Annotated in this window: 12 protein-coding genes; all 12 read left to right on the forward strand. The window is 65.2% G+C overall.

From position 1 onward, the window contains the following. The first annotated feature begins 138 nt into the window (after nucleotides 1-138). The 12 genes from carB (at nucleotide 139) to ACZK08_RS08875 (ending at nucleotide 20,620) form a co-directional block, all read left to right on the forward strand. On the forward strand, nucleotides 139-3,381 hold the full coding sequence (gene carB, locus ACZK08_RS08820; RefSeq protein WP_065182678.1) for a carbamoyl-phosphate synthase large subunit: 3,243 nt from the start codon (nucleotides 139-141) through the stop codon (nucleotides 3,379-3,381). An 8-nt stretch (nucleotides 3,382-3,389) separates the two neighbouring features. Beyond that, nucleotides 3,390-3,854: a transcription elongation factor GreA gene (gene greA / locus ACZK08_RS08825; protein ID WP_026347191.1), complete on the forward strand. Its 465-nt coding sequence runs from the start codon at nucleotides 3,390-3,392 to the stop codon at nucleotides 3,852-3,854. Between the two features lie 4 nt (nucleotides 3,855-3,858). Next, nucleotides 3,859-4,776 (forward strand): phosphoglycerate mutase, encoded by a 918-nt coding sequence (locus tag ACZK08_RS08830; protein ID WP_065182677.1) that lies wholly within the window; start codon nucleotides 3,859-3,861, stop codon nucleotides 4,774-4,776. A gap of 175 nt (nucleotides 4,777-4,951) precedes the next feature. Further along, complete coding sequence (gene recJ / locus ACZK08_RS08835; protein WP_478452690.1) at nucleotides 4,952-6,709, forward strand: single-stranded-DNA-specific exonuclease RecJ; 1,758 nt, start codon at nucleotides 4,952-4,954, stop codon at nucleotides 6,707-6,709. 200 nt (nucleotides 6,710-6,909) lie between these two features. Continuing rightward, nucleotides 6,910-9,153, forward strand: a complete 2,244-nt coding sequence (locus ACZK08_RS08840) for a type VI secretion system Vgr family protein (RefSeq protein WP_065175609.1) — start codon at nucleotides 6,910-6,912, stop codon at nucleotides 9,151-9,153. 19 nt (nucleotides 9,154-9,172) lie between these two features. Next, the gene (locus ACZK08_RS08845; RefSeq protein WP_460256524.1) at nucleotides 9,173-10,789 is read left to right on the forward strand and encodes a hypothetical protein; all 1,617 of its coding nucleotides are present in this window, start codon (nucleotides 9,173-9,175) and stop codon (nucleotides 10,787-10,789) included. Further along, nucleotides 10,786-10,914, forward strand: a complete 129-nt coding sequence (locus ACZK08_RS08850) for a hypothetical protein (RefSeq protein WP_006441023.1) — start codon at nucleotides 10,786-10,788, stop codon at nucleotides 10,912-10,914. The genes ACZK08_RS08845 and ACZK08_RS08850 overlap by 4 nt, the downstream gene beginning before the upstream one ends. A gap of 19 nt (nucleotides 10,915-10,933) precedes the next feature. Next, entirely contained in the window at nucleotides 10,934-15,364 is a 4,431-nt protein-coding gene (locus tag ACZK08_RS08855; RefSeq protein ID WP_081284435.1) for an RHS repeat-associated core domain-containing protein, read from the forward strand. Nucleotide 15,365: 1 nt separating this feature from the next. Continuing rightward, on the forward strand, nucleotides 15,366-15,866 hold the full coding sequence (locus tag ACZK08_RS08860; RefSeq protein ID WP_065182674.1) for an SMI1/KNR4 family protein: 501 nt from the start codon (nucleotides 15,366-15,368) through the stop codon (nucleotides 15,864-15,866). A gap of 53 nt (nucleotides 15,867-15,919) precedes the next feature. Then, nucleotides 15,920-16,786 carry a leucine-rich repeat domain-containing protein gene (locus tag ACZK08_RS08865; protein WP_155761060.1) on the forward strand — a complete coding sequence of 289 codons (867 nt, stop codon included), beginning with the start codon at nucleotides 15,920-15,922 and terminating at the stop codon, nucleotides 16,784-16,786. A gap of 225 nt (nucleotides 16,787-17,011) precedes the next feature. After that, nucleotides 17,012-17,551, forward strand: a complete 540-nt coding sequence (locus tag ACZK08_RS08870; RefSeq protein WP_196768760.1) for an SUKH-4 family immunity protein — start codon at nucleotides 17,012-17,014, stop codon at nucleotides 17,549-17,551. Nucleotides 17,552-17,713: 162 nt separating this feature from the next. Continuing rightward, nucleotides 17,714-20,620, forward strand: a complete 2,907-nt coding sequence (locus ACZK08_RS08875; protein ID WP_065182671.1) for a VIT domain-containing protein — start codon at nucleotides 17,714-17,716, stop codon at nucleotides 20,618-20,620. Nucleotides 20,621-20,629 lie beyond the last annotated feature (9 nt).

Here is a 20,629-nt window from a genome sequence, read left to right on the forward strand (position 1 = left end):
CGGCGACCGGTGGCACCGCGATGGACCGTAAGCCCCCGCATTGCTGCTGCCTCCCGGCGCGGCGCTGCGGATCGAGATTCCTGATCGACAGCGTGCGATCACTCCCCCTTGTCACGCTGTACTGACTTAGAGAAGAAAATGCCCAAGCGCACTGACCTAAAGACCATCCTCATCATCGGTGCCGGCCCGATCGTCATCGGCCAGGCCTGCGAGTTCGACTACTCCGGCGCCCAGGCCTGCAAGGCCCTGCGCGACGAGGGTTACCGCGTGGTGCTGGTCAACAGCAACCCGGCCACGATCATGACCGACCCGGAGATGGCCGACGCCGTCTACATCGAGCCGATCAACTGGCAGACGGTCGAGAAGATCATCGCCAAGGAGAAGCCCGACGCGCTGCTGCCGACCATGGGGGGACAGACCGCGCTGAACTGCGCGCTGGACCTGGCCGACAACGGCGTGCTGGAGAAGTACAACGTCGAGCTGATCGGTGCCAAGCGCGAAGCGATCCGCATGGCCGAAGACCGCGAGCTGTTCCGCGTGGCGATGGGCGAGATCGGCCTGGAGTGCCCGACCGCCGCCGTCGCTCACACGCTGGACGAAGCGCTGGAGATCCAGACCCGCGTCGGCTACCCGACCATCATCCGTCCGAGCTTCACCCTGGGCGGCAGTGGCGGTGGTATCGCCTACAACCGCGAAGAGCTGGTGGAAATCGTCAGCCGCGGCCTGGAACTGTCGCCGACCACCGAAGTGCTGGTGGAAGAGTCGGTGCTGGGCTGGAAGGAATTCGAGATGGAGGTGGTGCGTGACACCGCCGACAACTGCATCATCGTTTGCTCGATCGAGAATCTCGATCCGATGGGCGTGCACACCGGTGACTCGATCACCGTGGCCCCGGCGCAGACCCTGACCGACAAGGAGTACCAGCGCCTGCGCGATGCCTCCATCGCCGTGCTGCGCAAGATCGGCGTCGATACCGGCGGCTCCAACGTGCAGTTCGGCATCAACCCGAAGACCGGCCGCGTGGTCGTCATCGAGATGAATCCGCGCGTGTCGCGCTCCTCGGCGCTGGCCTCCAAGGCCACCGGCTTCCCGATCGCGAAGGTGGCCGCCAAGCTGGCCGTGGGCTACACCCTGGACGAACTGAAGAACGAGATCACCGGTGGCCTGACCCCGGCGTCGTTCGAGCCGTCCATCGACTACGTGGTCACCAAGATTCCGCGTTTCGCCTTCGAGAAGTTCCCGGCCGCCGATGCGCGCCTGACCACCCAGATGAAGTCGGTGGGCGAAGTCATGGCGATGGGCCGCACCTTCCAGGAATCGGTACAGAAGGCGCTGCGCGGCCTGGAAACCGGCAAGGTCGGCTTCGACCCGACCGGCCTGGACCTGGCCAACGAGGAAGACCTGCAGACCCTGCGCCGCGAGCTGAAGGCTCCGGGTCCGGAGCGCCTGTTCTACGTGGCCGACGCGTTCCGCGCCGGCATGAGCGTGGAAGAGATCCATGCGCTGTCGTTCATCGACCACTGGTTCCTGGACCAGATCGAGGAAATCATCGCTGCCGAAGGCGAAGTGGCTGCCGACGGCATCGACGCGCTCGACGCTGCGCGTCTGCGCAAGCTCAAGCGTGCCGGTTTCTCCGACGCCCGCCTGGCCCAGCTGACCGGCACCAACGAAGCGGCCATCCGCGCACTGCGTCGTGCCCACAAGGTGCGCCCGGTCTACAAGCGCGTGGACTCCTGTGCTGCCGAGTTCGCCACCGGCACCGCCTACCTGTACTCGACCTACGAGGACGAGTGCGAGGCCGCGCCGAGCAACCGCGACAAGATCATGATCCTGGGCGGCGGTCCGAACCGCATCGGCCAGGGCATCGAGTTCGACTACTGCTGCGTGCATGCGGCGCTGGCGCTGCGCGAGGATGGCTATGAAACCATCATGGTCAACTGCAACCCGGAAACCGTTTCGACCGACTACGACACCTCCGACCGCCTGTACTTCGAGCCGCTGACGCTGGAAGACGTGCTGGAGATCGTCGAGCTGGAACAGCCGAAGGGCGTGATCGTGCAGTACGGCGGGCAGACGCCGCTGAAGCTGGCGCGCGCGCTGGAAGCCAATGGCGTGCCGGTGATCGGTACCAGCCCGGACTCCATCGACCTGGCCGAGGACCGCGAGCGTTTCCAGCAGCTGGTGGACAAGCTGGGCCTGAAGCAGCCGCCGAACCGTATCGCCCGCAACGACCAGGAAGCCCTGCTGCTGGCCCGCGAGATCGGCTACCCGCTGGTGGTGCGTCCGAGCTACGTGCTCGGTGGCCGTGCGATGGAGATCGTGTACGGCGAAGCCGATCTGGCCCGCTACGTGCGTGATGCGGTGAAGGTGTCCAACGATTCGCCGGTGCTGCTGGACCGCTTCCTCGACAACGCTGTCGAGTGCGATGTCGACATCATCGCCGACAAGGATGGCAACGTGCTGATCGGTGGCGTGATGGAGCACATCGAAGAAGCCGGCGTGCACTCGGGCGACTCCTCGTGCTCGCTGCCACCGTACTCGCTGTCGGCCGAGACCCAGGCCGAGCTGCGTCGCCAGGTGGTGGAGCTGGCCAAGGCGCTGAACGTGGTGGGCCTGATGAACACCCAGTTCGCGATCCAGACCAGCGACGAGGGCGACGACACCGTCTACCTGCTTGAAGTGAACCCGCGTGCCTCGCGCACGGTGCCGTTCGTGTCCAAGGCCACCGGCATGCCGCTGGCCAAGATCGCCGCACGCTGCATGGCCGGCAAGACCCTGGCCGAGCAGGGCGCGACCGAAGAGATCGTGCCGGACTACTACTCGGTGAAGGAAGCGATCTTCCCGTTCGCCAAGTTCCAGGGCGTCGATCCGATCCTCGGGCCGGAAATGCGGTCCACCGGCGAGGTGATGGGCGTCGGTCGCAGCTTCAACGCCGCCTTCGCACGCGCGCAGGAAGCCGGCGGCATCAAGGCCCCGCCGATCGGCAAGGCCTTCGTGTCGGTGCGCGACCCGGACAAGAAGCGCGTGTTGCCGGTCGCCAAGGCGCTGCTGGCGCGCGGCTACAGCCTGGTGGCCACCCGTGGCACCGCCGCCTGGCTGCAGCAGCATGGCATGCAGTGCGAGATCATCAACAAGGTGGTCGAGGGTCGTCCGCACATCGTCGATTCGATCAAGAACGGCGAGATCGTCTACATCGTCAACACGACCGAAGGTCGGTCGGCGATCAACGACTCGTTCTCGATCCGTCGCGAGGCGCTGCAGCACCGCGTCACCTACTCGACCACCATTGCCGGCGCCAAGGCGCTGGTGGATTCACTGGAATTCCGCGGCACCGGCCCCGTCTGGTCGCTGCAGGAGCTGCACAAGGAGTTGAATGCATGAGAGCCCCCATCACGATGAAGGGCGCGCAGAAGCTGCGCGACGAACTGGATCACCTGAAGTCGGTCAAGCGGCCGAAGGTGATCGCCGCGATCGCCGAAGCGCGTGAGCATGGCGACCTGAAGGAGAATGCCGAGTACCACGCCGCGCGCGAGGAACAGGGCTTCATCGAAGGCCGCATCAAGCAGCTGGAAGGCGAGCTGTCGCACGCCGAGATCATCGACGTGAGCAAGCTCAATGCCGGCTCCAAGGTGGTGTTCGGCGCCAGCGTGACCCTGGCCGACGTGGAAACCGACGAAGAGAAGAAGTACCAGATCGTGGGTGACCTCGAAGCGGATATCAAGCTGGGGTTGATCGCGATTTCCTCGCCGGTGGCGCGCGCGATGATCGGCAAGCTGGAAGGCGATTCGATCGTGATCGACGCCCCGGCTGGGCAGCGCGAGTACGAGATCGTCAGCGTCAGCTACGTGGACTGAGCACGTGGCGACGGCGACCCTGCTGTTGCCCGCACGCAGCCGCTTTGCCGCGGCTGCGCTGCCGGACGATGTGGCACGTGCGCTCGGCCGTGCCACTACGGTGCAGGTCGAGCCGGGTGAACGGGCGCAGCTGATGCGCCATTTCACGGTCGCCGCGCCGCACTGGCCGGTGGCCGCGCTGACCCGCCAGCGTGACGTGGGCGATGCGGCCGGTGCCAGCTGGCTGCGCGCCGATCCGGCCTGCATGGTGCCGGACATGCATGGCGCGCGGATGATGGCCTACGGCGAAACCCTGCGACCAACCCTGGCAGACAGCCTCGCCCTGCTGCCGGTGCTGCAGCCGTTGTTCGCCGAGGTCGGCTTCGTGCTCGACGCGCCTGATCCGTCGCGCTGGTATCTGCGGCTGCCGATCGATACCGCACTGCCGGCGTTCGACGGTCCCGACGAGGTGCTCGGCGATGACCTGTTCTCGCACCTGCCGGAAGGCGAGGGCGGCCGCCGCTGGCGGGCGCTGATGACCGAGGCGCAGGTGCTGCTGCACAACCACTCCTGGAACCAGCAGCGCGCCGCGCAGGGCCAGCAGCCGATTAATTCGCTGTGGTTCTGGGGCGGTGGCGTGATGCCGGTGTCGGTCAGCACGGTGCATGCGCAGGTGCGCAGCCGCGATGCGCTGCTGCAGAGCCTGGCGCAGGCCGCTGGCGTGGCGGTGGATGGTGAGCAGGCTGTCGATGCGCTGGTTGACCTGCGCCAGCTGCGTTCGCTGCAGCAGTTGGGCAACGAGGCGATCCGCCCGCTGCTGGCCGCGTTGAAGCGTGGCGAACTGCAGCGGCTGGTGCTCGATTTCGAGGACGGCCTGCAGTTCCAGCTGGATCGCGGACAGCGCTGGCAGTTCTGGAAGAAGCCACGGCAGCTGCACGATTGAGCGGGGCCTCGGTCGAGCGGGGGTCGGATCCGTTTTCCATCGGAGAACGGCTCTGACCCCGATGTTTGCCGGGGTTGCCGCCAGCGGCCGGCACTACCGCAGGTGCCGGGCGCAATCCCGCCAGCCTCTCCCACGCGCGGTATCATCCCTCTGTCTTTCGTAACCGGCGATGCCGATGTCCCTTGCCGCCGATCCAGCGCTGCCGTCTTCCGATACGCCGACAATCCGACGCCGTGAGGCAGCGACGCCGGCTGCATGGCCGGAGGGAACGCTGCCACTGCTTGCACGTCTCTATGCCAGCCGTGGCGCGGGGACGCCGGAACTGGCGCTGCCGAAGCTGGGCAATCTGCATGCCCCCGAACTGCTGACCGGCATCGACGCTGCGGTCGACCTGCTGGTCGAGGCCATCGCCAATGACAAGCGCATCCTGGTGGTCGGCGATTTCGACTGTGATGGCGCTACCGCCTGTGCGGTCGGCGTGCGCGGCCTGCGCATGCTCGGCGCACAGCATGTCTTCCACGCGGTGCCCAACCGGATGGTGCACGGCTATGGACTGTCGCCCTCGCTGGTGGAGGAACTGGTCGCGCTGAAGCCGGACCTGCTGGTCACCGTCGACCATGGCATTGCATGCCATGCCGGCGTCGCGGCCGCCAAGGCGCGTGGCTGGCAGGTGCTGGTCACCGACCATCATCTGCCGGGCCCGCAGCTGCCTGCGGCCGACGTGATCGTCGATCCGAACCTGGATGGCGACGCATTTCCCAGCAAGTCGCTGACCGGTGTCGGCGTGATCTTCTACGTGCTGATGGCGCTGCGCCGGCGGATGCGCGAGGCCGGCGTGTTCGCCGATGGCAAGGGCCCGGACCTGACCACGCTGCTGGACCTGGTGGCGGTCGGCACCGTGGCCGACCTGGTGGCGCTGGATCCGAACAACCGCGCACTGGTCAGTGCGGGCCTGCGCAGATTGCGTTCGGGGCAGGGCTGTGTCGGCCTGAAGGCGCTGATCGAAGCCAGTGGGCGCGACGCGGCGCGTCTGACCGCGACCGACATCGGCTTCGCCCTGGGCCCACGCCTGAATGCCGCCGGTCGGCTGGAAGACATGGCGCTGGGCATCGCGCTGCTGCTGACCGAGGACCCGCGGCAGGCGCGGGAGATCGCGCAGACGCTGGAGCAGATCAATGCGGAACGCCGCGCCGTGCAGCAGTCGATGACCGACGATGCCGAGCAGGCGCTGACCCGAGTTGTGCTGGACATGGCCGGGCAGCGGCCGGTGGCGGCATGCCTGTTCGATGCCGAGTGGCATCCGGGCGTGGTCGGTCTGGTGGCCTCGAAGATGAAGGATCGCCTGCACCGGCCGGTGATCGCCTTCGCGCCGGCCGAGCCCGGTGCCGACACCCTGCGTGGCTCCGCGCGTTCGATTCCGGGCCTGCATATCCGTGACGCGCTGGCATTGGTCGATTCACGACATCCCGGCCTGATCGAGCGCTTCGGCGGTCACGCCATGGCGGCCGGCCTCAGCCTGCGGCTCGATCATGTCGACGCCTTCAAGGCGGCCTTCGTTGCCGTCGTGCTGGAGATGCTCGACCCAGCGGCACTTCAACAGCAGGTGCTCAGCGACGGCGAACTGGCAGCGGACGAGCTCGACCATCGCCATGCCGATGCGCTGCGCCTGGCCGGTCCTTGGGGGCAGGGCTTCCCGGAGCCGCTGTTCGATGGCCATTTCGAGGTGGCCAACTGGCGCGTGCTGAAGGAACGCCACCTCAAGCTGGAACTGCGCCTGCCTGGCGTGCCTGGCACGATCAACGCGATCCATTTTGGCGGCTGGCACGGCAATGCGCCAAGCCGCCATGTGCATCTGGCCTACCGGCTGGCCTGCGACGACTATCGCGGTGGTAGCGCCATCCAGCTGATTGTCGAGCATTGCCTGCCGGCGTGAGGCAGCGTTCGCGCACTCCCGCCGGGGCCAGCGTTGGCGACGGGGTCGCGGGGAAGGAAATGTGAGGAAATTCGCAGTTCCTTGAATTTCCTTAATGAATTCATCTCTTTATTCAGAGGCAAAAGCGTCAAAAAGCTGGCGCATGTCACCTGCCGGTGGCAAAGTCGGGCCACGACCAACATGGGACGACGGAACGCCCGATGTACGCCGAATCACTGCTTCCCGGCGCCGCACTGCAGCGCCTGCACCAGGACCGACGCCTGATCCGCGTCGAAACCGCTCTGGATCCGGACACTTTCCTGGTCAAGCGTTTCGAGGGCAGCGAGGCGGTGTCCAGCCCGTTCGCCTACCGTATCGAACTGCTGTCGGTCCAGCCGCGGCTGGAACTGAAACAGCTGGTCGGGCAGCCGCTGCGCCTGCAGCTGGGCGATGAATTCGGCAACCGCAGCGTGCACGGCTACGTGCGCGAGTTCGCCAGTACCGGCCAACAGGCCCAGTTCAGTGCCTACCGGGCCGAGCTCGCGCCCTGGTTCGCCTTCCTCGATTACACCTGCAACTGCCGGATCTTCCAGGACCGCAACGTGCTGCAGATCATCGAGGAGGTGTTCCAGGGCTACGCACAGCTGGCGAAGTTCCGCTACGACCTCAATGCCGGCAAGCTGCCGCCACTGCCGTACTGTGTGCAGTACAACGAGTCCGATTTCGCCTTCGTCAGTCGCCTGCTGGAAGATGCCGGCCTGTACTACAGCTTCGTCCATGACGAAGAGGGCCATACGATGGTGATCAGCGACGATTCAACGCTGAGCACCGCGCACGGCGAACCGCAGCCCATCGCGTTCGTGTCCGACCAGGGCACGCTGGCCAGCACCGGTCTGCACCGCTGGGGTGCACGCCGACGCGTCGGGCCCAGCGTGCAGACCCTGCGCAGTTTCGACTTCAAGCAGCCGGGCCAGACGCTGGATGGCAACCAGGGCAATCAGGTGCCGCTGGGCCTGCTGCCGCCGCTCGAGCAGTACCGCTACGACGGTGCGGCGCGTTTCACCAACAGCCGCATTGGCCAGGCGCTGGCGGCGGTGCGCAACGAGGAAGTGGCGTGGCCGACCAAGCTGTTCGAGTGCGCGGGCAACGCCGGTGAGCTCGATGCCGGCGCCTGCTTCGAACTGGAGCGGCACCCGGATTTCATCGGACGTGACGATACCGACCGCAGCTTCTTCGTGGTGAGCGTGCAGCGGGAAGGCCACAATAATTTCGCTGCCGATTTCGGCAGCGCTGAAGCCCCGAGTGTCGAAGTGCAGGCCGAGGTGCTGCGCCGTCGCATCCCCTACAGGCCGCTGCGGCGGACGCCATGGCCACGCATGCCGGGTCCGCAGACCGCCACCGTGGTCGGTCCGCCGGGGGAGGAGCTGCATGCCGACCGCTACGGCCGGGTGAAAGTGCAGTTCCATTGGGACCGCCAGCTGGATCGCCGCGAGAATGCCTCGTGCTGGATCCGCAGTGCGAGTCCGTGGGCAGGCGCCGACATGGGTGGCGTGTCGCCGCCGCGCGTGGGCCAGGAGGTGATCGTCGATTTCCTCGATGGCGACCCGGACCGCCCCATCATCACCGGTCGTGTCTACAACGAGGACAACATGCCGCCGTTCGGCATGGAGGTGAGCGGCCTCAAGTCGAAGACGGTCAAGGGCGCGGGCTGGAATGAGATCACCATGCATGATGGCGCCGGTGGCGAGCTGCTGAACATGCGGGCGCAGCGTGACATGGTCACCACCGTGCTCAACGACCAGAACGCCAGCGTCAAGAACAACAAGTCCACATCGGTGTCGGTCAACCATCGAATGGACGTCGGCGCCAACCAGGACATCAGCGTCGGCGGCAACCGTGGCATCACGGTCACCGGCACCGACACGCTCGGCGTTACCGGCACCCGCACCACCAATGTGACCGGCGCGGTGACCGAGAAGTACGAAGCAGGCGAAACCAAGACGATCTCCGCAGCCGGCTATACCGAAACCATCACCGGCGACTTCAAGACCACCCTGACCGGCAACTTCACCAGCCAGCGCACCGGCACGTGGACAGAGACCGTCACCTCGACCTCCAGTCGCACGGTTGGCGGACTGGTGACGGAGACGCTGAACGCCGCGCGGGAGGTGACCATTACCGGTCATGACAAGCGCAGCGTGCAGGGCAAGGTCGACGACAGCAATGTCGGCGAGCGGGTGATCGACGTCACCGGCAATTTCAGCCAGGACGTGACCGGTACGCACAGCCAGGGCTCGGATGGCGCGATGAGCCTGGAGTCGGCGGTCAAGCTGTCCACCAAGGTGGGTGGCTCGGTCATCGAGATCACCGACAGCGCCATCAAGATCACCGCCGGTGGCTCGGAAGTGGTCATCGACGCAGGCGGTGTGTCAGTCAACGGCAGCGAGATCAAGCTCAACTGCTGAACAGCACGGGAGATACACCATGCAGGACACCCCCATGCTGCGCGGCCTGAACGCATTGCGCGATGCCTGGCTGGAGGCCAGCGCCGACAGCAGCAGGCGCCTGTTGGTATGGCGTCTGCCGGCTGCCGCCAGCCGCCTGCTGGCCGCGTTCTTCGAGATGCAGCGCAACGACGCAGGGCGTGATACGCCGGATTGCTTCCTGCGCATCGATACCGCCTATGAGCTGGGCTTCCGTTACAGCCGGCAGGTCAAGCAGGATCTGCTCGACCGTTATCTGGCCAGCCAGGACGAGCTGCGCGCGCAGCAGGTGCCACTGGGCTGGCGTGGCCCGAGCGAGGCGCATCCGGACAGCGCGCAGGGTGTGGTCGATGTGCTGGAGAGTTTCATCGACCATCACGGCGAGCATCTGCGCCTGCTGGCTGCCGTGCTGGAACCGGAGCGTTGCGTGCCCGGTGAAGGCTTCGAGCGCTGGCTGGATGCGGCGCTGGCCGCTGCGCCGGGAGAGCGCCTGCGACTGGTGCTGGTGGATACCGAAGAGGACCCGCGCTGGCAGCCGCTGCTGGAGCGTCATGCCAGGACCGCACGGGTGGTCACCGCACCGGTCGACATGTTTGCGATTGCCCGGGATACCGCCGCGCAATCCGGTGGTCGCGGTCCGGAAGTGCTGTACCGGCAGCTGCTGGCGGACCTGATGCTGCTGCTGGAGCGAGGCAGTCCGTCGCAGGTGGTGGCCCGCGCCGGACGCGCGCAGGGCCTGGCGCAGCGGCATGGCTGGCAGGACCAGCAGTCGGTGGTGCAGATGATGGTGGCTGGTGCCTGGCTGAAACATGGCGATCACAGCCAGGCGATCAACAGCTACCGGCAGGCACGCAGCGCCGCAGAAGGTGCACGTGCCAGCGGCAATCCTGCCGCGCCGGAACTGGTGATGCAGAGCTGGTTCGGTGAAGCGGGCTGCTGGTTGGCGGCCAAGCAACCCGAGCGTGCGGCACACACCTACCTGCAGGCATCCGCGTCCGCAGCCAGCATTCCGCATCCCATGTTCGCACTGGAGGGCCAGCGCATGGCGGGCTGGTGTCACGTGCAGGCGGGCCAGCGCGAGGCGGCGCGCACGCAGCTGCTGGAGGCGATCCGCATCGCCAAGCCGCTGGCGCCGGCCGACCGCAAGGCAACGACGCTGCCGCAGGCATTGTGGGATCTGCTGCAGCTTCAGGACGCACGACGCTGCGAACAACTGCAGCAGGTCGCCACTGACTACCTGCAGGCCAGCACCGGCCTGCTGGAGAAGGCGGACGCGCAGGGGCGCGCACTCGGCCCGCGTCCTCCGCGTCCGGCGCTGGATGCCATCGACGCCGAGCTCGATGCCGCGCTGGAGCGCGGCTTTCATCGTGCGCAGCAGGAACGCGAGCGGCTGATCCAGGGCGGTGACGAATTCTTCCGCAAGATCGTGGCCGTCGGCCGTGATTTCCTCGACCCGGGCTGGAACGGCCTGCCGGCGATCGAACACCCGCTCGACCACGAGATTCCGGTGTGGAGCGAGCCCCCGGCGATGCAGCCGCTGCCCGATCCCAGTGGCCTGCTGCAGTCGCCCGTGGCGGCGGCTGCAGGGCCCGCCGTTACAGGAGTGGCTGTTGCATGAAGTCGAACAAGACCGTGGTGATGCTGGTGGCCATCGTGCTTGGCATCATCGTCGTGACCTGGATCAGCGCCGAGTACCGTGACGAAGTAAAGGCGTTCCTGCGCGCGTTGTTCCGCGCCTTGTAACGCAACAGGGAGTGTTGCCGTGAGCATCGCCGCCAAGCATTTCGATCCGCAGCTGGGTATCGACATCCACATGTATGCGGTGCCGCCGTGCCCGCTGCCGACGCCGCACATCGGCCTGGTGCTCGATCCGTTCGACTACATCCCGTTCATCGGTTCGACCATCAAGGTCAACGGCGTGCATCGTGGCACCGCCGGTACCGGCGGTCTGGACATCCACATCCCGCTCGGTGTGTGGGGGCCGCCGTTGGCGGCACCGATGGGGCCGCAGTTCGACGGCGAAGAGATCTTCATGGGCAGTCGTACCGTGTCGGCCGATGGCGAGCCGTTCTCGCGGCTGGCGATGCCGGTGCTGGACTGCAATCTGGCCGGCATGATCAACCCGTTCCGGGTGAAGAAGCCGAAGAAGCCACTTCGGGCGATGTCACTGCCGACCGGCCTGAACGTGGCCATTCCCACCAGCGTCAAGGTGGGAGGACCACCGACGGTGTCATGGACCGCGCTCGCGTTCCGCGCGGCGTTCGCAGGCCTGGGCAAGCTGCGCAAGAGTGCGTTCTTCCGCAAGAAGATGGATGCCTTTGCCAATTGGCGGCGGGGCAAGTGGGGAAACCTGCCCTCGGGTTTCCTGAAGTGCAAGGTGCTTCGCGCCGAGCCGGTGGATATCCGTGATGGCAGCGTGGTGGTCAACCACCAGGATTTCGATGTACCGGGCCGCTTGCCGCTCACTTGGCAACGCAGCTACGGCTCGCGCCACGCGGACGCGCCGGGTCTGTGCGGCGCGGGCTGGCAGACGCCGGCAGACATCCGCCTGGAGCTGCTGGCCGATGGCAGCGTCTGGCTGTCCGGCCCCGACCAGGTCGCGTTCTTCCCCGAGCTGCCGCCCGCTGAGGGAGAGGCTGGGGCGATTCTCGATTTCGTCGATGGCGCGCGCCTGCTGAGGCGGCGCGGGCAGTGGCGGGTGCGCTTCAAGAACGGCCTGCAGTACGTGTTCGGTGGCGAGCTGCCTGCAGGTGTCAGCGCGCTGCCGGGCCCGCAGTCCTGGCCGATCGAGCGCATCGAGGATGCGCATGGCAACCACTGGCGCTTCGAGCGTCGCGACGGCCATCTGGTGCGCATCGTCGAGAGCGGTATCGGTGACCTGCAGGGCCGCTTCATCGAAGTGGAGGCGCGCCACGGCCACATTGAGCGCATGGCCCTGCACGACCCCGCCACCGGCCTGGCCCATCCGCTGGTGAGCTACCGGTACAGTGCCGAAGGTGACCTGCTGGCGGCAGTCGACGCACTGGGGGCGCCACGCACGTTTGCCTATGAACGTCACCGCATGGTGCGGCATACCGACCGCGTGGGCCTGTCGTTCCACTATGCGTTCGATGCGCAGGGCAGGGTGGTGCATTCGTGGGGCGATGGTGGTCTCTACGATTATCACTTCGAGTACGACGCGCTGCTGCGCGAGACCCGGGTGACCGACTCGCTGGGTCACCTGAGCGTGGTCAAATTTGACGAGAACCAGCTGCCACTGTGCGAGATCGATCCGCTCGATGGCGTGACGCTGTTCGAGTACGACGATTTCGGGCGCACCGTGGCCGTGACCGACCCGGAGGGGCTGCGCACGGCGTTTGCCTATGATGCGCATGGCAACCTGGTCTGCCTGACCCGCGCCGATGGCACGTCGATCCAGATGGAGTACGACCTGGACGACCACATGGTGTCGTTGCGTACGCCGGATGGTGTCGACTGGCAGCAGGCCTACAATGGCCAGGGCCTGCTGGTCAGCCAGACCGATCCATTGGGTGCAACCACCCGCTTCGACTACGACGCACAGGGCCAGTTGCAGGCGCAGACCAACGCACGGCACGCGGTCACGCAACTGCGCTATGACCGTCATGGACTGGTGGCCGCGGTTATCGATGCGCTGGGCCATCAGAGCCGGTTTGAGCATGATCCACTCGGCAACCTGCTGCGCCAGGTCGATCCGCTGGGGCAGGTCAGCCGCTACGAGTACGACGCCAAGGGACGCCTACTGGCCACCGCTGGCCCCGACGGCAACGGTGTGCGTTGCGAGTATGATGCCGAAGATCAGCTGCTGCGCTATACCGACGAAGCGGGCGCGCAGACGCGGCTGCAGTACGTGGGCATCGGACAGATCAGCAAGCGCCTGCAGGCCGATGGGCACAGCGTGGAGTACCGCTACGACACCGAAGAGCAGCTCATCGCGGTCGTCAACCAGCGCGGCGAAACCTATCAGCTGGTGCGCGACGCGCTGGGCCGCATCGTCGAGGAAGTGGACTACTGGGGGCAGTCGCGGCGCTATACCTATGACGCGGCCGGACGACTGACCGCCACCGTGGATCCGCTGGGCCAGCGCATCGCCTTCACCACCGACAAGCTCGGGCGCATCACCCGCAAGACGCTGCCGGATGTACGCCATCCTGGACAGCAGGTACAGGAACACTTTGTCTACGACGTGCAGGGCCAGATTGTCGAGCTGCGCAATCCGGTGCGTACAGTGAAGCGCCGGTATGACCCGCTGGGGCAATTGCTGGAGGAACTGCAGGACGGGTTCCGCGTCGGCTATGCCTATGATGAAGTAGGCAACCGCGTACTGCGCGAGACCGCTGCCGGCAATCGGTTAGCGTTCGGCTACGACTTGCGCGACCAGACCGTATCGGTGGCCATCAATGACGAGCCGCCGATCTCGATGGAGCGCGACGCGCTGGGCCGCACCACGCGCGAGCAGCTGAGCCCGCAATTGCAACGCGAGTTCACCTACGACAGCCGCAACCTGCTGACCTCACAGTCGGTGTTGAAAGATGCCGCCCCGTTGTTCGAGACGCGTTACGACTACGACCGCAGTGGCAACCTGACCAAACGTAGCGACAGCGCACAGGGCGTCGATGAGTACCGTTACGACGCGATCGGGCGCCTGCTGCAGCATATCGACCCGAAGGGAAGGGTCGAGCGCTACTTCAACGATCCGGCCGGCGACCGGCTGCGCACCGAAGTGAAGCAGGTGCAGGCGCGCAAGGTGGTAGGCGGCGACGACGACGACCTGACCACCTGGACGCGCGAAGGCACCTATCAGGGCGTGCACTACGTGTTTGACCGGGCGGGTGATCTGGTGCGCAAGGGCGCACCGCAAGGGGATGCGCCGGATGACCTGACGCTGATCTGGGATGCCAACCATCGGTTGGCGGAGAGCCGCCGCAACGGGCAGTCAACGTACTACGGCTATGACCCGCTGGGGCGGCGGGTGTTCAAGCGCAACCCGACGCAGACGACGTGGTTCTTCTGGGATGGTGATGCGTTGCTGGGCGAAGTGCAGCAGACCAATGACGCCGAAGAGGCGGCGCCGGTGTGGGTGGGGAATGTGGGCAGCCTGGTCGAGGTACGGCGTCGGCAGCGGCAGCTGGAGAGGCTGCATGAGCGGGTGCGGGAGTATGTGTACTACCCGGGTACGTTTGTGCCGTTGGCGTTGGTTGTAGAGCGCTCCAGCAGGGGCGTAAGCGCAACTAGCAGTGCTCCAACTCCCGCAGCGAGCGGCGCAGATGCTCTGCTACATCGTAATCGTGCTTCAATACCAGTGAGTTCCACAGTTGGGGCCAGTAAAAGCGGTATCGGTTTGTTGGGCGGTGGAGCATCATTGGGCTCAAGTGGGTTAATCATTGCCGCCGAGGTGGTCGAGCGCGGTGAAAAGCCACCCGAGCCGCTTCACAGTGAAGCGGCATTTGCCGATCCCGTTTCAAGCCTAGTGGGCGAGCTGGGATCTTCGGGTGCCAAGGTCAAGGAAAACCAACCGGGCAAGGAGGTATGGGTCTATCAAGTTGATCCTAATGGACGGCCCATCCGGCTGCTTTGTCGCGACGGGAGGTGCGGCTGGTCAGGCTCGTATGATGGTTGGGGCAAGTTGCATGAGGAACGCTTCGATGACGGGGTTCACAACTTCATCAGATTCCAAGGGCAGTACGCGGACCTTGAAACCGGCCTCCACTACAATAGATATCGCTATTACGATCCGCACGCGGGTTCGTATGTTTCAGAGGATCCAATTGCTATTGCTGGTGGAGTAAACATATATGGATATGCAAGGAATCCGTTTCGCTGGTTTGATGCGCTGGGGCTCTATGTAACAAAAACACTTGCTGAGTGGTTGAAGGATTACCCAGATCTATTGCAGGAGGCTAGGGATAAATTCAAGAGCGCGCCTGAGTGGCAGGGCATCGACCCGGATAGTACGCCCGTGTTCTATCGGCCGAAATCGGAAGTGGACGTTATTCGCGCTAAACCTGGAGAATCCGGTGGCCATCATCCTCACGGCTTGGCGCTGGGTGGGCCAGAGGGGCAGGTACTAACGATTACGAATGAAACGAGAAAAATTAAGAATCCGAATCATAGTGCTGCAACTGGATTGCAGAGAAGAATAATAAATGTGATAAAGGCGCAGTGTAGGAGCTGATATGAATATTCTGTATTCGAATTTCCTGGATTTTCTTGTGGGAAAGGGCTGGATTTTGGTTGGTAGGGATGGTGGTGATGGATCGCCACCTGTTATCGATGATTCGATAAATGCAGATGTTCCGGCCTTTTACTTGGAGTTTCTTTCGAATTTCACATCGCTCTCGAACAAGGATGAGTCACGGTGGTTCGTCTCAATCGAGGAGTTTGCGGGTGTCTCGGATGGCGCGTTCTCCTGGGATGAGTTTGAGAAGATGAGCATTGACGCTGCAATGACGGATGCTGATGGCGAGGATGTTCGAAAGTTCTGGGCAGAGTATTTGCCGATTTTTATGGCGGTCGACGGAGACTATCAATTCGTTGGGCTGGGCCGGAGCTCTGGGGCGGTTGTGCACGGCGTTGAGCCTGAGTTTGAAAATGTTACTAGGCTTGCCGAGACATTCGACGAATTTCTCACTGCGGCGATGAATGGCCAGTACGACGAACTATTCTTTGGGCGCTAGTTGCCGGGTGCGCACCGGCAGCATCCGCTGGCGCGCAGACGCGGCTGCAGCACGTGGGCATCGGCCAGATCGGAAAGCGCGTGCAGAAAGTTGTTCTGATGCATGGCAGACACGAAGCAGCATTCCCGACTCCGGGTGCTGAGCTGGTGTTCTTCAACGCCCCTTTCAACACTGAGAGGCTCGCCCGGATCGAGCAGGTTCACCTCTGGTCACCTCCCGGCGACAAGCTCGAAGCGCTTCCGGAGATCCTCAGGGAAATGCGGGGTCTCAAGACGCTCAGCATCGGGCCGGGATCGATCGCACCGTCGATCATGGATGGACTCGAGGAGGGGCTTCTGCCTGAGAGCATCGAGGCATTGAGCATCCATCTTGGCACGGGGACGTTGGCCTGGCCGGGCGTTGTGCTACCCAATCTGAGGACGCTGTATGTCGACGTGCCGGTGCGCTTCGACACATCAAGCTTCCCCGCGTTGAAAGTACTTTCGCTCTATCCAGACAGGTCATTGAAGAATCTCAGGCAGGCCCTGGCCCTGCCTCTGGAAGAACTGAACATTCTGAATGTCCCCGTGGATGGTGAGATCTTCAACATCCTGTCTGCATCGGCTGGTGGCCTCGAACGCCTGGGACTGTTGGGTGGCACGAAGCTGAAAAGCCTCGATGGCATCGAGACACTTGCCGCGTTGACGTCGGTATGGCTGAAGAATCTGAGTTCGCTGACAGACATCCGTGCACTGGTGGGGCTCGAGCAGCTCAAGAAACTGGATATCCAGTACTGCAAGAAGATTGCCAACATCGAGGTCATCAATGATCTTTCCGCGCTTCGTGAGTTGACGCTCGTGGGTTGCGGAAAGGTGGGTCTGAAGAAAATACAGGCAAAGATCGAATCGCTTCAGAAGCGCACCATCGGGGCGACGACCTAGCCACATTGCATGTGCGGTGCCGGTCTGCTGAGCCAGGTGGATCGGTGCCGCTGCGCACCATCCGGCGGGTTGTGCGAGGAGGTGCCGGTGCCCCGGGGACCGCGGAAGCCAGGTGTTCGGGGAAATCGCTCGTCGCGGCGTCGATCCCTGCCCGCTGAAACTGCATGAGGTTCATGCGTGACTGAAACTGCATGCTCCCGCGTTTATGCCTCGGGTTCGTTGGAGGTGAGTGCCCAGGTCCTTCGGGATTTCGGACTGGAACCGTCGACGAGTGAGCTGATGCTTCGGCTGGGGCTTCCTTCACGGCTGCCGGGCGATGTACCTGTTGTTCAGTTCGAAGTGCCCCACGTGGTCGAGATCGATGGCACCGGACTTCTGGCTATCGCGCGAGAGCCATGGGGCGAGGATCTGCTGCTGTGCCTGTCGGCGAGTGGCGAGGTACTTGCCGTGGGCGATGGCGGACGTCAGATCGTGAATGGACGCCTGTCGAGCTTCCTTGGGTTTCTCGAAGCGTATGAGGCATTCCAGGCCCAGGCAAAGGCGGATGATTCCGGTCCGATGGTCTACTCCCAGGCGGAGATGCAGGCCCGGCTGGAGGCATTCGAGCGGGGTGAGATTCCCAAGCGCTCTGCAAAGCCGCGATTCGATCGCAGTAGGGCGATCAGGACGCTGGTGTCGGAGTGGAGGAGGCTTGATGCCGCTGCACTGACGGAAGGGTCACGGTGGTCAATTGTTCTGGAACAGATCCAGGATGGCCTTGTTTGAGATGTCGGTCCTGTAAGGCGACATTCGGGCAGCAGAATCCGGACGACCACTGGGTGGCGTCCGGCAGCAATATCTTCCAGAGCCATCGCGGACGATCACCCGATCAACCCCGATCCGGCCTGCCATGCGTTGAACAGTTCGTCCTCGCTCTGGAGACGTACCATGTCGCCCGTCCTTCGTCGTGTGCTGTGCCTGCTGGCGCTGCTGCTCTGTGCCTTCACCACGGCCGCCCAGACCCACGGCCGTCCGGCCGTCCGGCCGGTTCGTGCGGTCCCGTTGCTGCAGGTCGCGGGCGCCGAGCAGCCCATCGTGCTGCGTCGGGCCTCCATCGAAGGGGAGGTCCAGGCGGGTATCGCCCAGACCCGCGTCACGTTGGAGTTCCATAACCCCAACCGCCGGGTCATGGAGGGCGAGCTGCAGTTCCCGCTGGCTGACGGCCAGCAGATCACCGGCTTCGCCCTGGATATCGATGGCCAGTTGCGCGAGGCGGTGCCCGTGCCCAAGGACCGGGGGCGTCAGGTGTTCGAGGACATCGCGCGTCGCGGCGTCGATCCGGGCCTGCTGGAGCAGACCGCCGGCAATCAGTTCCGCCTGCGTGTCTACCCGTTGCCCGCCGGCGGCAGCCGCCGTGTGCAGCTGGTGCTGCGCGAACCGCTGGCGTTTGCCGTCCACGGCTGGCAATGGACCTTGCCGTTGCAGTTCGCCGCCGGCGCGGCCTCGGTCGAGCTGACCTTGCAGGCGCCGGATGCGGCGACCACGAGCGCAGGGCCGTTCCGCTTCACTGAGGGGCAACTGCATTGGCAGGGCCGAGGCGCCCTGTTGCCGGCGCAGCTGCAGTGGACGCTCCCGGCATCACGTCAGGCACGGGTACAGGTCGCACCGTGGCAGGACGGTCACTATCTGCTGGCACAGCTGCCGGTGCCGGTCGATAACGCGCCGCGTACGCTGCCGACCGATATCGGCCTGCTGTGGGATGGCTCCGGCTCATCAGGCCGGCGTGACCGTTCGCGGGAGTTTGCACTGCTGGACCGTTACTTTGCTGTGCTGGGAAACGGCACGGTCGCGTTGACGGTCCTGCGTGACCGGGCCGAGCCGGTGCGTCGCTTCCGTATCCGCGGCGGTGACTGGTCGGCATTGCGGCAGGCGTTGCAGGCCGTCCGCCCGGATGGCGCCAGCGCGCTGGCGCAGTGGCAGCCGCAGGCAGCCGTGAAGGAGTACCTGCTGGTCAGCGACGGTCTGTTGACCTACGGCCCGCAGGTGTTGCCGACGCTCGCCGCCGACCAGCGCCTGTTCGCGGTCAGCAGTGCGGGCGCACATACCGATGTCGTTCGGCTGCGCGGTTGGAGCGAATCACATGGCGGTCGCTTCATCGCCCTGGGGACGGATGTCGATGCCGCTGCACGCGAACTGCTGTCTTCGCCGCTGGACGTGCAGGTCGATGCGGGCCGCGGTGTACAGGACGTGGTGATCGATCGTCGCAGTGAAGCCCAGGGCTGGCTGTGGCTGCACTCGCGGCTGGCGGCGGACGGCGTGCCGATGCGGGTCCGCGTCGGCGGCCAATGGCTGGCGCTGCCCGCGACACAGACGAGCGGCAATGGAGAACTGCTGGCCGGCCTGTGGGCGCAGGCGCGCCTGCAGCAGCTGGCCGCCGACCGTCGCGGCAACCGTGAGGCGATGCAGCGCCTGTCGCAGCAGTTCGGCCTGGTCGGTCCGGATACCTCGTTGATCGTGCTGGAGACGCTGGACGATTACCTGCGCTACGCGATCCGGCCTGCCGGCGCGCTGCGGGCCGGGTACGATGCCCGCTTTGCACGCGTGGTCGCTGACCGCAGCGCCGCCGAGCGCCGTCGCCTGGACGACATCGCCGCACAGTGGCAGGAGCGCCGGGAGTGGTGGCGCCGCAGCTGGCCGAAAGACACGCCGCCGCAGTTGCAGGGAAAGGCGTTGGACAGGGTTGCCGTCTCTGCTTCGGCCGCCGCGCCGGTAGCGATGCTGGCGGCCGCACCTCCCGCGCCCGCACCGATGCTTGCGGCCGCGGAACGCGACGTCCAGGTGTCGCGTGCACGCGCCCGTCGCTCGGCACCTGCACAGGAAGCCGCACGCGATGCGAGCACAGGGAGCGGCGCTGCCGCAGCGCCAGAGGCGGCAGCGAACAGCGGTGCGCTCGGCATCCAACTGGCCGCATGGCAGCCAGATTCGGCCATTGCCCGGCGCCTGCGCCAGGGGCCGTCCTCGCAGCTGTACGACCGCTACCTGGCCGAGCGCGCCGCGCATGCCGACAGCAGTGCGTTCTTTCTCGACGTGGCCGATCTGTTGCTGGAGCAGGGGCAGCGGGACCTGGCCCTGCGCGTGCTGTCCAACCTGGCCGAGATGGACCTAGATAACCGCCATCTGCTGCGCGTGCTCGGCTACCGCCTGATGCAGGCCGACGAACCGATGCTGGCGGTGCCGGTGTTCGAGCAGGTGTTGGCGATGGGCGAGGAGGAGCCGCAGAGCTTCCGTGATCTCGGCCTGGCCCTGGCGGCGGCGGGCCGGCCACAGCAGGCGCTGGCGCCGCTGTACCAGGTGGTGACGCGGCCCTGGGACAGCCGGTTCAACGGCATTGCACTGATCGCGCTGGACGAGCTGACCCAACTGGTTGCACGCAGCACGCCAGGGCTTGATACCTCGGCCATCGACCCGCGCCTGCTGCAGCCGATGCCGCTGGACCTGCGGGTAGTGCTGTCGTGGGATGCGGACAACAGCGACATGGACCTGTGGGTGACCGACCCGAACGGCGAGCGCGCGTACTACGGCAATCGTCTGACCTACCAGGGAGGACAGATGTCACAGGACTTCACCGGAGGCTATGGACCCGAGCAGTTCTCACTGCGTGATGCCAAGCCGGGCAGGTACAAGGTGGAGGCCAATTATTTCGGCAGTCGCCAGCAGCTGGTGACCGGTGCCACGACCCTGATGCTGCGCCTGACCACCCATTGGGGCACGCCGAAGCAGAAGGACCAGAGGGTGACGATGCGGTTGAAGGATCGTGCCGAAACAGTGCTGGTGGGCGAGTTCGAGGTCAGATAGCGCCGAGCT

The organism is Stenotrophomonas sp. 112478_Sma, assembly GCF_056479905.1.

Excerpts from the sequence above, each read along its gene's own strand:
- ACZK08_RS08860 (WP_065182674.1), top strand. The coding sequence starts at position 15,366 with ATGAATATTCTGTATTCGAATTTCCTGGATTTTCTTGTGGGAAAGGGC.
- ACZK08_RS08875 (WP_065182671.1), top strand. The coding sequence starts at position 17,714 with ATGTCGCCCGTCCTTCGTCGTGTGCTGTGCCTGCTGGCGCTGCTGCTC.
- ACZK08_RS08840 (WP_065175609.1), top strand. The coding sequence starts at position 6,910 with ATGTACGCCGAATCACTGCTTCCCGGCGCCGCACTGCAGCGCCTGCAC.
- ACZK08_RS08845 (WP_460256524.1), top strand. The coding sequence starts at position 9,173 with ATGCAGGACACCCCCATGCTGCGCGGCCTGAACGCATTGCGCGATGCC.
- carB (WP_065182678.1), top strand. The coding sequence starts at position 139 with ATGCCCAAGCGCACTGACCTAAAGACCATCCTCATCATCGGTGCCGGC.
- recJ (WP_478452690.1), top strand. The coding sequence starts at position 4,952 with ATGTCCCTTGCCGCCGATCCAGCGCTGCCGTCTTCCGATACGCCGACA.
- ACZK08_RS08850 (WP_006441023.1), top strand. The coding sequence starts at position 10,786 with ATGAAGTCGAACAAGACCGTGGTGATGCTGGTGGCCATCGTGCTTGGC.